The following is a 13,148-nucleotide window of genomic DNA, read 5'->3' as shown; positions in this document are numbered from 1 at the left end:
GCGTAATGAGAACTAAAAAATCATATACCGTAGATGAAGCTACAAAACTTTTAGAAAACTATTGTGCTTATCAAGAGCGTTGTCATAAAGAAGTTGAACAAAAAATTTATGATATAAATATGATTCCTGAAGCAAAAGAGAAAATAATTCTTCATTTATTGCAACATAATTTTTTAAATGAAGAGCGTTTTGCCAAAGCCTTTGTTAGAGGGAAATTTTCAATTAAAAAATGGGGTAAAATTAGAATCGTCAACGAATTAAAATTTAGAAATATTTCAGCTTATAATATCAAATCCTCATTAAAAGAAATTAATAACGAAGATTACTTAGAGGCACTTCAAAAAATTGCCGAAAAAAAATTGCCCTTAATAAAAGAATCAAACTTGTTCAAAAAAAGAAATAAACTTGCTACGTTTCTAATTTCAAAAGGTTTCGAGTCTGATTTAGTTTTTAAAACAGTAAAAGCTCTTATTTAGTCTTCTTATTTTACTGATTTCTATCATCTATTCTACATTTAGAATATTGTAAATTTGAGTAATTATAATTCTGTCAAATTAACAATTATGAAAAATTTATTATTCGTTTTTACATTTTTGCTTTTTGGTTCTTTCGCTTATTCTCAAGAAAACAATTTGCCAAAAGTCGAAGAAAAAGGTGATTTACAAGAAGTTACTTTATATTACGAAAATGGCAACATAATGCAACATGGTTTTTATACAAAGGATGGAAAATTACATGCTTCTTGGGAAAGTTATAATTTAGATGGTACAAAAAAATGCTATGCAACTTATAATTACGGAGTTAAAGTTGGTGTTTGGACTTATTGGAGCAAAAATAAAATTACTAAAATTGAGTATGACAATAATAAAATTATAAATATTACTGAATTAGACATTCAAAATTCACCTAAAAATAATTTATAAATTACTTTTTATAGCGTTTTAAAAATATTGAATCGTGCTTTTTATTTATTTTAATAATATCTTGAACGTTATCATTTGGAGTTGTTAAAGAAAGTACATAATGCTCTATTTTCCATGAATCATCTATTTTCTTTAAAACACCAGAACCTCTACAAACACCCATCCAAGTATCAAGTAATTCATCAAACCAGGCAATTTTCCCATTGGTATCTATATAAATATTACGATCAACTGGCGTAAAATCCCAAGCTTTACCTTTATCAAAATACGGCTTACTAAAATCTTTAAATTCAGGAGTTTTCCAATTTTCAGAAGCATCCGTTCCTATAAAAATTCCATTAGAAGTCATGGCGCTAAAATAGGCTTCAAAATTTGCTTCTGCAGCGTTTTTATGCCAAGTGTCCAGCTCCATTTTAATAGCTTCTTTTTCTAAATCTATATTTACATTTTCAGTGATTTTCTGTTCATTTTTACAACAGGAAACAGTAATTATTGCAATTAGAAATACAGCTATTTTTTTCATAAATTATTGTTTTTTTGCATTTGAGATAAGCCTTTCTCTTTTCAATCTATTTTTTATTTCATTCCGTTCCTTTAATTCAATTGGCATTTCAGTATCAACATCTAACGCTTTTTGAAGTTCCTCTGCCTTATAAATTGTATTAATTTTTGAATTAACTGCTGAATATAAATCTATTATTTTTTTAACCTCTTCTTTAACTTCATCTTCTGTAATAGAAGGGATATTCGCCATATCGGCAAGTCTTAAGGTTTCGTTATGCAACACATTAAATCTTGCAATCACATTTATTTTATCCAATTTATCAATCCTAATGGTATCTATCATATTTTTTACTAAATCTGAAAGTTCTTTCGAATTGTTAAGAGCTTCCAATTTAGAAACATTATAATACTTTATCATAAACTCATCCACATTATTGTACTCTTTCCAATCCCTTAAATTACGTCTTGCATTTGGAATTAAAGTTTCACCAATACTATTAACAATTCTATCCTCGTTAACTTTTAGACTATCAACAACTTCAGTTACTTCTTCCATATTTTTATTTCTATTACACGAAATAGTTAGAAATAATATTACCAATAAAAAACTATATAAATACTTCATTTTAAAACTTATTGCAGTCAAAAATACTAATAAAATAACTGTTTTAAATAAAAAATATGATTTTCATAAAAAACAAATACTATAAATTTGATTATTTTATTTCTGTATATTTGATAACGATAAAATTGATAAATTATTAAATGAACACATGTATTTTAATTATTGGGGCTTGCGGGCAAATTGGAACTGAGTTAACACTTAAATTGCGTGAGATTAACGGTGATAATGCAGTTATAGCTTCAGATATTAGAGAAGGAAGTAAAGAATTAATGAAATCTGGACCCTTTGAATTTATCAATGCCATGGAATATGACTCAATACTAAATGTAATTGAGAAATATAAAGTAACAGATGTTTATCTAATGGCGGCTATGTTATCTGCAACTGGAGAAAAATTCCCTGCAAAGGCATGGGAATTAAACATGAATTCTTTGTTTAATGTACTCAATTTAGCAAAAGAAGGGAAATTCAAAAAATTATTTTGGCCAAGTTCAATAGCAGTTTTTGGCCCAACTACACCAAAAGAATATACACCTCAAGAAACCGTAATGGAACCTTCAACGGTTTACGGAATAAGCAAACAAGCTGGTGAACGTTGGTGTGAATATTATTTTAATAAATTTGGTGTTGACGTTAGAAGTATTCGTTATCCAGGCATAATTAGCTGGAAAACTAATCCAGGTGGAGGAACTACAGATTATGCTGTTGAAATATATCACAATGCATTACTTATTGGTAAGTACAATTCTTTTTTAAATAAGGGAACAAAATTACCAATGATGTATATGGACGATGCTATTGAGGCAACAATTAAAATTATGGATGCCAATCCAGAAGATGTAAAAATAAGATCTTCGTATAATTTAGCTGCAATGAGTTTTACTCCAGAAGAGATTGCCGAAGAAATAAAAAAAATTGTACCTGAATTTAGAATTTCATATAACTCAGACTTTAGACAAAATATAGCGGATAGCTGGCCACGAAGTATTGATGACTCCAAAGCTAGAGAAGATTGGGGATGGAAACATAAAATTGATATAAAGAAAATGTCAGAAATTATGCTGAATAGCCTTCATACAAAGTATGAAGAAATATAAAAATTTTAAAATAATAAATTACAAGCCTTGAATTAATAATTCGAGGCTTTTTTATGAAAAACAACCTTAGTAGAAATCATTAAATAAAAATCTAAATTATTGAAAACATATAGGTTACTCTAGTTACTCAAACGATTTAGTAGTTTAATATAGTTTATGACATCTGTCATATTCCGTGGATTTACTATGCTCTAATTTTGTTGTCTAAATTAGGAACTGCTTATCTTTTCAACTCCTTTTTTTAGAATAACTAATTTAAAAACAACTAAAAATATTTAAATAATGAATATTTCTCATATAGAACATATCGGAATTGCAGTAGACAACTTAGAAGAATCAATAAAATACTACGAAGAAGTATTGGGGCTCAAATGCTACAGTATTGAAGAGGTTGTTGATCAAAAAGTGAAAACAGCCTTTTTTTTGGTAGGTGATACAAAAATTGAATTGTTAGAAAGTACTTCTCCTGATGGGCCAATTGGTAAATTTATTGAAAAGAAAGGGCAAGGAATTCACCACATAGCTTTTGCTGTGCCAAATGCTTCTAAAGCTTTAAAAACAGCTGAGGAGCGTGGTGTTAAATTGGTTGATAAGGTTTCTAGAAAAGGAGCTGAAGGGTTAAATATAGGATTTCTTCACCCTAAATCAACAAATGGCGTACTTACAGAACTTTGTTCAAAATAAAAAAGTTAAGAAAAAATAGAAAATGGCAAATCAAGACAAAATTAATGAGCTCATTGAGAAAAGAGCTCAAGCAAAATTAGGTGGTGGTGAAAAACGTATTGAATCACAACATGCTAAAGGTAAATTAACAGCTCGTGAACGTATTGATATTCTTTTAGATGATGAAAGTTTTGAAGAATTTGATATGTTTGTAACTCACAGAACAAGATCTTTTGGTTTAGACAAACAAATTTATCTTTCTGATGGTGTTGTTACCGGTCACGGAACAATTGATGGAAGAGTTGTGTATGTATTTGCACAAGATTTTACTGTATTTGGAGGGTCATTATCTGAAACATATGCATTAAAAATATGTAAGGTAATGGATATGGCAATGAAAATTGGTGTTCCCGTTATTGGTCTTAATGATAGTGGTGGTGCTCGTATTCAAGAAGGAGTAAGATCCTTAGCTGGTTATGCAGAGATTTTCCAAAGAAATATTATGGCTTCAGGAGTAATACCTCAAATATCTTCAATTTTAGGCCCTTGTGCCGGTGGAGCTGTTTATTCTCCTGCTTTAACAGATTTTACAATTATGACAGATCAAACAAGTTATATGTTTGTAACTGGACCTAAGGTAGTACAAACTGTAACTGGTGAGGTTGTAACTACTGAACAATTGGGAGGTGCTAAAATTCATTCAACAAAATCTGGTGTATCACATTTCTTGGCTGAAAATGATGAAGAAAACCTTTTACTAGTTCGTAAATTATTAAGTTATCTTCCTTCTAACAATTTAGAAGAAGCTCCAATAATTACGTGTAATGATCCTATTGATAGATTAGACGATATTTTAAATGAAATAATACCGGAAAATGCAAATCAACCTTACGATATTGTTGATGTAATTTCAATTATTGCAGATAGAGGAGAATTTACAGAAGTACATAGAAACTATGCCCGAAATATAGTTGTTGGTTTTGCAAGGTTTAATGGTCACCCTGTTGGAATAGTTGCAAATCAACCAAAATATTATGCAGGAGTTTTAGATATTGAAGCATCAAGAAAAGCAGCCAGATTTGTTCGTTTTTGTGATGCATTTAATATTCCAATTGTAACGTTGGTAGATGTACCTGGTTTCTTACCTGGAACTGGTCAAGAATATGGCGGAATTATACTTCATGGTGCAAAATTATTATTTGCTTATGGTGAAGCTACTGTACCAAAAGTAACCATTACACTTCGTAAATCATATGGTGGTGCACACGATGTAATGAGTTGTAAACAATTACGTGGTGATGTTAACTACGCTTGGCCAACAGCGGAAATTGCTGTTATGGGTGCTAAAGGAGCTGTTGAAGTTTTAGAAGGTTCTAATATTAGAAAAATTGAAGATGCCGAAGAAAAACAAGAATACATCGATAAAAAAGAAGAAGAATACACTAAGAAATTTGCAAACCCATATGAGGCTGCAAAATACGGATTTATTGATGATGTAATTGAACCAAGAAACACTCGTTTTAGAATTATTAGAGCTTTACAATTACTTCAAAATAAAAAAGAAGTAAATCCTCCAAAGAAACATTCAAATATTCCATTATAATGATACATATTCCACTAGTTGTCGATCAAATTAGCGAAGGATACGTTATCTTGATTACCGGATTAATAATTGTTTTTAGTGCATTACTTACACTTTCGTTATTTTTTAAATATGGATTACCTCTTATGCTTTATGTATATAAGATAATTACCAAAAGAAAAGATAAAAAGATGTCGGAGATTAAAGTTGAATCTGATAAAAATTTTACAGGTGAAATTGCTGCAGCAATTGGCGCTGCGGTTCATATGTATTTAGATCAACAACACGATCACGAAAGTGCAATTTTAACAATAAAACAAGTAAAAAAACCATATTCACCTTGGAGTTCTAAAATCTACGGAACACAAAATAGATTATAAAAGATGAAAAGTTATAAATTCAAAGTAAACGAAAACGGTTATACAGTTAATATAAAATCACACGAAGATAATATTATTAATCTGGAAGTTAATGGAACTTCTTATGCTGTTGTAATGAAAGAGGAAATCAAAAAAACGAAAACTCCTACATTAGTTCGTGCCGCTTCTAAAAGACCTTCAGAACCTTTAAAAGTAAATCCAACTTCATCAAAAACAACAATTGTTGCTCCTATTCCTGGAGTTGTATTATCTATTGATGTAGCGGTAGGTGATTCTTTAAAAGTTGGTGACAGGATGTTAGTTTTAGAAGCTATGAAAATGGAAAACAACATTGTTTGTGAAAAAGCTGGTACAATTACAGCAATAAAAGTTAGTGTTGGCCAACAAGTTTTACAAAACGAAGTAATGATAGAATTAGGATAAACGTTTTCATTTTTTAATTGAAAGTAAAAAAGCCACTTTCATTTTGAAAACACAAAAAAAAGAAAAAAATGAAAAAAATATTATTAATATTTAGTGTTCTATCGTTGCTAATTTTTATTAGACCTGCACTTGGAATTAACTCAAATGCAAGCACTAATAATTTAAATTCATCGGTTTCAATTGAACAACATGATGAAGCAAATGCAGAAGATGATGAATCTTACGTTGGTGCTTTTGAAGGTATCAAACAATTTTATAATTATACTGGTTTTGCCAATGCCTCATCAGGTAATTTAATTATGATTTTAATTGGGATTATATTTATCTACTTAGGTATTAAATTTGATTATGAACCTTTACTATTAATACCAATTGGAGCAGGTGTAATTATTGGAAATATTCCATTTGTTGCAGGAAATCAAACAGGTATTTACGAAACAGGTTCTGTTTTAAATTACTTATACTTTGGGGTGGTAAAAGGTATTTACCCACCTTTAATTTTCTTAGGAATTGGAGCAATGACAGATTTCTCATCTTTAATTGCGAACCCTAAATTAATGCTTTTAGGAGCTGCAGCTCAAATTGGAGTATTTGCAACCTTCTTAGGAGCTCTTTATTTAGGATTTAACCTTCCGGAAGCAGGTGCAATAGGAATAATTGGTGGTGCCGATGGCCCTACAGCAATTTTTCTTTCATCTAAATTAGCAAACGGAGTTAATATATTAGCAGATGGAACAACAGTTAAAAACTTAATTGGTCCTATTGCTATAGCGGCATATTCCTATATGGCATTGGTACCTGTTATTCAACCTCCACTAATGAGATTACTAATTTCTAAAGAGGATAGAAAAATTAAAATGAAACCACCAAGAGCTGTAACTCAAAAAGAAAAAATGATTTTCCCGATTGTAGCTTTAATTTTAACAACATTTATCTCTCCTAGTGCATTACCATTATTAGGTATGTTATTCTTTGGTAACTTATTAAAAGAATCTGGAAGAACGGAAAGATTAGCCGATACAGCACGTACAAAATTAATTGACATTGTAACCATTTTATTAGGGGTAACTGTTGGAGCTTCAACACAAGCTGATATTTTTATAACTAAAGATTCTATGTTAATCTTTGGATTAGGAGCAATATCATTTGTAATTGCAACTTGCGGTGGATTATTGTTTGCTAAACTTATGAACTTATTTTTAAAAGGAGATAATAAAATTAATCCACTAATTGGAGCTGCAGGTGTTTCTGCCGTTCCAGATAGCGCAAGAGTTGTTCATACCGAAGGTTTAAAATCAGACCCAAGTAACTATTTGTTAATGCACGCAATGGCACCAAATGTTTCTGGTGTTATTGGTTCTGCAATTGCTGCAGGTATTATATTAAGTTTTTTAGGATAATTAATTATTGTTGAATTTAACAACAATACTCAAATTTAAGTAAAATGAAAATACCAAATATTATGACAGCTGATGAAGCTGTTAAATTAATCGAGTCAGGAGATAGAGTATTAATTCAAGGAGGGTCTGCAACGCCTCAAACATTAATTAGAGCGATGGTAGCTCGCGCTCCAGAATTAAAAGGAGTTGAAATTTGCCATTTGCATACTGAAGGAGAATGTGGTTATACAGCTCCAGAATTAAGAGAAAGCTTTCATACAAGTGCTTTCTTTATTGGTGGAAATATTAGAAAAAACATAGGTGATACAGCAGATTATATTCCAATTTTCCTAAGTGATATTCCAAGTTTATTCCGTCAAGGATATATGGATTTAGATGTTGTATTGGTAAACGTTTCACCTCCAGACAAACACGGATTTTGTTCTTTAGGAGTCTCTGTTGATATTATAATTTCAGGAATTGAAAAAGGCAAAAAGGTAATTGCACAAATAAACCCAAAAATGCCACGTACTTTTGGTGACGCACTGGTTCATTTAAATCATTTTAGTGCTTGTGTTTTAGTTGATGAAGAAATTCATGAGATGAGTTTTGTGGCTCCTTCTGCAGCTGAAAAAGCAATTGGAAAAAATATTGCTGAAATTATTGATGATGGATCTACACTTCAGATGGGAATTGGAGGAATTCCAAATGCTGTACTAACATATTTACACAATCATAAAGATTTAGGTGTGCATACCGAAATGTTCTCTGAAGGAATTGTTGATTTAGTTGAGAAAGGAATTGTAAACGGATCTAAGAAAAAAGTTAATCCTTATAAAATTATCTCTGGTTTTGCAATGGGTACTCGTCGTTTATACGATTTTATGGATGACAATCCAGAAATTGAAATGTTAGACATTGCCTATGTAAATGACACGGCTGTAATTCGTCAAAATCCAAAAGTAACTGCAATTAATTCTGCTATTGAAATTGATTTTACTGGTCAAGTTTGTGCAGATTCAATTGGAACAAGAATGTTCTCGGGTGTTGGTGGCCAAATGGACTTTATGCGTGGAGCTGCTTTATCTAACGGAGGAAAACCAATTATTGCTGTAACTTCAACAACTTTAAAAGGAGTTTCTAAAATTGTTCCTGCATTAAAACCAGGAGCTGGAGTAGTTACAACTCGTGCACATGCAAGATTTGTTGCCACAGAATATGGAATAGCTGAATTATTTGGAAGAACTTTAAAACAACGCGCACAAGCCCTAAGAGATGTTGCACACCCTGATCATAGAGAAGAATTAGACAAAGCTATTTTCGAGCGTTTTGGAAGTAGTTTAATGGTTAAATAAATCTATTAAAATTAGAGTTCCTAATTTTTGTAATTTTAAGGACTCTAAATTTTAAATTCATAATAAATTTACAGATAATGAGCGATAAAAATAACCCACTTTTTTCTGAATTCCCTCCAGTTACTACTGAGCAGTGGATGGAAAGAGTGACCGCAGATTTAAAAGGAGCTGATTTTGATAAAAAACTAGTTTGGAAAAACTTAAGTGGTATCAATATTCAACCTTGTTACAATAATGAAAATAAGATTGAACAGCTTCAAAATACTGGAGAAAACTCTCAATCATTAGTTAACTATAGAAATATTAACGTTTATTGTGCTGATTCTGGAAACGAATTAGCAAAAAAAGCTGTTGAAGAAGGAATGAACGGAATCATTTTCTCATTAGAAGGAAATATTTCTGCTACTGCACTTTTAAACGGTATAGATTTAAACGAAATTACTGTTTCTTTTGAATTAACTTCAAACGCTGTTGCTTTTGTTACAGGTTTAGTTGCAATTGCAAAAGGAAAAGACTTAAAAGGATATATAAACACAGGTATTATTTCTAATTATGTAACAACTGGTTCTTTTGACGTTAGTCAGATTGAAGTTGCTGCAGAATTAGTAAAATTAACTGCTGATTTTCCAAACTTTAAAGCAATCACAGTTTCAGGAACTGAATATTTAGATTCTGGTGCAAACCAAGTTCAAGAAATTGCTTACACATTAAACTCTTTAGTTTTCTTAATTGAAAAACTTTCAGAAAAAGGTGTTGAAATTCAAACAATATTTAACAACTTAAACTTTAAACTAGCAATTGGTTTAGAATACTTTGTTGAAATTGGTAAATTTAGAGCATTCAACAGTTTATTAGCTGAAGTTGCCGCTAAATACGGAGTTACTGAATTAACAAATACTATCACTGCAAAAACTTCAATTTGGAGTAAATCAGTTACAGATGCTGAAACAAACTTATTACGTTGTACAACTGAAGCAATGTCTGCAATTTTAGGAAATGTAGACAGTATTTTAATTGATGCTTACGATAAAGAATTTAAAGACTCTTCAGATTTTTCAAGCAGAATTGCTGGTAATATAACTACAATTTTAAGAGAAGAATCTTACTTTGGTAAAGTTTCAAACCCAGTAGATGGATCTTATTATATAGAAGAAGTTTCTTCAAAAATAGCTGAAAAAGCATTGGAATTATTCCAAACTATTGAAGCTGATGGTGGTTTTTACACTGCTTTTGAAAACGAAACAATTCAACAACAAATTGCTGAAATTCGTCTAAAAAAATTAAAATTAATTAGCCAACGTAGAACTCCATTAGTAGGTATTAATAAATATCCTAACTTAATGGAAACGGTTTCTGTTGATATTCTTTCAGAAGGTGGAGCTGATAATTCAAAAGTGTTGACTCCGAGAAGAGCATCATTAGAAATTGAAGCTTTAAGAAGAAAAACTGAAGAATTAGTAGCTGATACCAATGTACGTCCAATTGTACAATTAGCTAGTTTTGGAAACTTAAATATGCGTAAAGCTAGAGCGGCTTTTGCTTACGACTTTATTGGTGTTAGCGGTTTTGACGTTCACCAAGAAGAAAGTTTTGACAGTGCTGAAGCAGCTGCTAATGAAAGTGCAAAATCAGACGCTCACGTTGTTGTTATCTGTAGTTCAGATCAAGATTATGATGAAAGCGCTGTTACATTTATAAAATCATTTAGAGCAATTACAACTGATAAAGTTTTATTATTAGCTGGTGCTCCTAAAAATATGGATGAATTAACTGAAGCTGGTTTAGATGGTGTTGTTAATATGAGATCCGATGTGCTTGTAACACTTTCTAAAATTCAGAATAAAGTTCAAAAAACATTAAAATCTTAAGAAGTATGAAACCAGATTTTTCAGATATAAAATTAAATTCAGCTGTGAAACAAACAGCTGCAACTTCAGAGAATCAAGACGTTTGGAATACTCCTGAAGGAATCCCAGTAAAAAAACAATTTGCAAAAGAAGATATTTCAGAAGCTGAGCATTTAGGTTATGCTGCTGGCCTACCTCCTTTTTTAAGAGGACCATATAGTGCCATGTACGCAATGCGTCCTTGGACGGTTCGTCAATATGCAGGTTTTTCAACTGCAGAAGAGTCGAATGCTTTTTACAGAAGAAACTTAGCTGCTGGTCAGAAAGGACTTTCAGTTGCTTTTGATTTAGCTACACACCGTGGATATGATTCAGATCACCCACGTGTAACTGGTGATGTTGGTAAAGCTGGTGTTGCCATAGATTCTATTTTAGATATGGAAATCTTGTTCGATCAAATTCCATTAGATAAAATGTCTGTTTCTATGACAATGAATGGTGCTGTACTACCAATTATGGCCTTTTATATTGCTGCTGCAAGAAAACAAGGTGTTTCTTTAGATAAACTTTCCGGAACAATTCAGAATGATATTTTAAAGGAATTTATGGTACGTAATACTTACATTTACCCTCCAGCACCTTCAATGAAAATTATTGGTGATATTTTTGATTACACCACTAAAAATATGCCTAAGTTCAACTCTATTTCTATTAGTGGTTACCATATGCAAGAAGCTGGTGCAACTGCTGATATTGAATTGGCTTACACATTAGCAGATGGTATGGAGTACATTAGAACTGGATTAAAATCTGGTTTAAAAATTGATGAATTTGCTCCTCGTTTATCATTTTTCTGGGCAGTAGGAATGAATCACTTTATGGAAATTGCAAAAATGCGTGCTGCACGTATGCTTTGGGCAAAAATCATAAAATCTTTCAATCCAACAAATCCAAAGTCAATGGCATTGCGTACGCATAGTCAAACTTCCGGATGGAGTTTAAGCGAACAAGATCCTTTCAACAACGTAGCTAGAACTTGTATTGAGGCTATGGCTGCTGGATTAGGGGGAACGCAATCTTTGCACACAAATGCATTGGATGAGGCTATTGCTTTACCAACAGATTTCTCTGCAAGAATTGCACGTAACACGCAAATCTTTATTCAAGATGAAACCCAAATGACTAAGGCGGTTGATCCGTGGGCTGGTTCTTATTATGTTGAGTATTTAACTCAAGAAATAGCAAAGAAAGCTTGGAAATTAATTGAAGAAGTTGAAGAATTAGGTGGAATGGCAAAAGCTATTGAAACTGGAGTTCCAAAACTACGTATTGAAGAAGCTTCGGCTCGTAAACAAGCACGTTTAGATTCTTGTCAAGATATTTTAGTTGGAGTAAATAAATTCCAAACAAAAGAAAAATCTAACATTGAAATTTTAGAGGTTGACAATACAGTTGTAAGAGATTCTCAAATTGAGCGTTTAAACAAAATGAAAGCTGAACGTAATTCAGAAGTTGTTGCCGCCAATTTAGCTGCATTAGAAAAATGTGCTGGTACTGGAGAAGGTAACTTATTAGAATTAGCTGTTGAAGCTGCTGAAAATTTTGCTACTTTAGGTGAAATTTCTGATGCTTTAGAAATTCATTTCGGAAGACATAAAGCTGAAACTAAATTAATAAGTGGTGTGTACGGTAAAGAAGTAAGTAACGATAGTACGTTTGCAAAAGCACAGCAATTAGCTGATAAATTTGCAGAAATTGAAGGTAGAAGACCAAGAGTTATGATTGCAAAAATGGGTCAAGATGGTCACGATAGAGGTGCAAAAGTTGTTGCGTCAAGTTTCGCTGATTTAGGTTTTGATGTGGATATGGGATCATTATTCCAAACTCCAGAAGAAGTTGCAAAACAAGCTATTGAAAACGATGTGCATTTTGTAGGTGCATCTAGTTTAGCTGCTGGTCACAAAACATTAATTCCTCAATTAATTGAAGAATTGGCACGTTTAGGAAGACCTGATATTATGGTATTTGCAGGTGGAGTTATTCCAGCGCAAGATTATGATTACTTATTCGAAAGAAAAGTAGCTGCTGTATTTGGTCCTGGTACTGTTATTTCAGAATCAGCGATTACAATTATGGAAAAATATTTAGAGCAAGAATAAGTTTATAAATAATTGATATTAAAAGCCCGAACATTTAATTGTTTGGGCTTTTTTGGTTTTTATTGTCAATCTGACAGGTAGTCCATCAGCTGATCATTGTTACGTGAGATACTTTGTTATCACTCAGTATGACGATACAACTGTCATTCTGAATGGAGTGGAACGAAATGAAGAATCTATTCCTTTGAACGTGAGATTCTTCACTATCGTT

At 31.7% G+C, this 13,148-nt stretch carries 13 protein-coding genes; 11 read left to right on the top strand and 2 right to left on the bottom strand.

Features of this window, described 5'->3' with window-relative positions; genetic code table 11:
* Nucleotides 1–5: 5 nt before the first annotated feature.
* Together CHB63_RS13535 and CHB63_RS13530 are read left to right on the top strand one after the other, a co-directional pair.
* Nucleotides 6–476, top strand: coding sequence for a regulatory protein RecX (locus CHB63_RS13535; RefSeq protein ID WP_089379027.1), 471 nt, complete (start codon nucleotides 6–8; stop codon nucleotides 474–476).
* An 87-nt stretch (nucleotides 477–563) separates the two neighbouring features.
* Nucleotides 564–923 carry a toxin-antitoxin system YwqK family antitoxin gene (locus CHB63_RS13530; RefSeq protein WP_089379026.1) on the top strand — a complete coding sequence of 120 codons (360 nt, stop codon included), beginning with the start codon at nucleotides 564–566 and terminating at the stop codon, nucleotides 921–923.
* 1 nt (nucleotide 924) lies between these two features.
* Here CHB63_RS13530 and CHB63_RS13525 read toward each other — a convergent pair whose 3' ends face one another.
* Both CHB63_RS13525 and CHB63_RS13520 read right to left on the bottom strand, forming a co-directional pair.
* Nucleotides 925–1,446: a nuclear transport factor 2 family protein gene (locus CHB63_RS13525; protein WP_089379025.1), complete on the bottom strand. Its 522-nt coding sequence runs from the start codon at nucleotides 1,444–1,446 to the stop codon at nucleotides 925–927.
* Between the two features lie 3 nt (nucleotides 1,447–1,449).
* A complete protein-coding gene (locus CHB63_RS13520) occupies nucleotides 1,450–2,052 on the bottom strand; it encodes a hypothetical protein (protein WP_089379024.1) in 603 nt (200 codons plus the stop codon).
* A gap of 140 nt (nucleotides 2,053–2,192) precedes the next feature.
* On the opposite strand from CHB63_RS13520, the gene CHB63_RS13515 reads away from it, so the two are divergent.
* From CHB63_RS13515 to scpA, 9 genes are all read left to right on the top strand, one after another.
* Nucleotides 2,193–3,149 (top strand): NAD-dependent epimerase/dehydratase family protein, encoded by a 957-nt coding sequence (locus tag CHB63_RS13515; protein ID WP_089379023.1) that lies wholly within the window; start codon nucleotides 2,193–2,195, stop codon nucleotides 3,147–3,149.
* Between the two features lie 282 nt (nucleotides 3,150–3,431).
* A complete protein-coding gene (gene mce, locus CHB63_RS13510) occupies nucleotides 3,432–3,833 on the top strand; it encodes a methylmalonyl-CoA epimerase (RefSeq protein WP_089379022.1) in 402 nt (133 codons plus the stop codon).
* A 22-nt stretch (nucleotides 3,834–3,855) separates the two neighbouring features.
* A complete protein-coding gene (locus CHB63_RS13505) occupies nucleotides 3,856–5,415 on the top strand; it encodes an acyl-CoA carboxylase subunit beta (protein ID WP_089379021.1) in 1,560 nt (519 codons plus the stop codon).
* On the top strand, nucleotides 5,415–5,774 hold the full coding sequence (locus CHB63_RS13500; RefSeq protein WP_089379020.1) for an OadG family protein: 360 nt from the start codon (nucleotides 5,415–5,417) through the stop codon (nucleotides 5,772–5,774). The genes CHB63_RS13505 and CHB63_RS13500 overlap by 1 nt, the downstream gene beginning before the upstream one ends.
* 3 nt (nucleotides 5,775–5,777) lie before the next feature.
* On the top strand, nucleotides 5,778–6,197 hold the full coding sequence (locus tag CHB63_RS13495) for a biotin/lipoyl-containing protein (RefSeq protein WP_089379019.1): 420 nt from the start codon (nucleotides 5,778–5,780) through the stop codon (nucleotides 6,195–6,197).
* A 68-nt stretch (nucleotides 6,198–6,265) separates the two neighbouring features.
* Nucleotides 6,266–7,597: a sodium ion-translocating decarboxylase subunit beta gene (locus CHB63_RS13490; RefSeq protein ID WP_089379018.1), complete on the top strand. Its 1,332-nt coding sequence runs from the start codon at nucleotides 6,266–6,268 to the stop codon at nucleotides 7,595–7,597.
* A gap of 44 nt (nucleotides 7,598–7,641) precedes the next feature.
* Nucleotides 7,642–8,931 carry an acetyl-CoA hydrolase/transferase family protein gene (locus CHB63_RS13485; protein WP_089379017.1) on the top strand — a complete coding sequence of 430 codons (1,290 nt, stop codon included), beginning with the start codon at nucleotides 7,642–7,644 and terminating at the stop codon, nucleotides 8,929–8,931.
* A gap of 77 nt (nucleotides 8,932–9,008) precedes the next feature.
* The gene (locus tag CHB63_RS13480) at nucleotides 9,009–10,799 is read left to right on the top strand and encodes a methylmalonyl-CoA mutase family protein (protein WP_089379016.1); all 1,791 of its coding nucleotides are present in this window, start codon (nucleotides 9,009–9,011) and stop codon (nucleotides 10,797–10,799) included.
* A 5-nt stretch (nucleotides 10,800–10,804) separates the two neighbouring features.
* Nucleotides 10,805–12,937: a methylmalonyl-CoA mutase gene (gene scpA, locus CHB63_RS13475; RefSeq protein ID WP_089379015.1), complete on the top strand. Its 2,133-nt coding sequence runs from the start codon at nucleotides 10,805–10,807 to the stop codon at nucleotides 12,935–12,937.
* Nucleotides 12,938–13,148: the final 211 nt, after the last annotated feature.

It is taken from the genome of Lutibacter flavus, assembly GCF_900188355.1.
Lineage (GTDB): Bacteria > Bacteroidota > Bacteroidia > Flavobacteriales > Flavobacteriaceae > Lutibacter > Lutibacter flavus.
The sequence above is the reverse complement of the archived record's forward strand: the minus strand, read 5'-3'. Positions and strand labels throughout refer to the sequence as shown.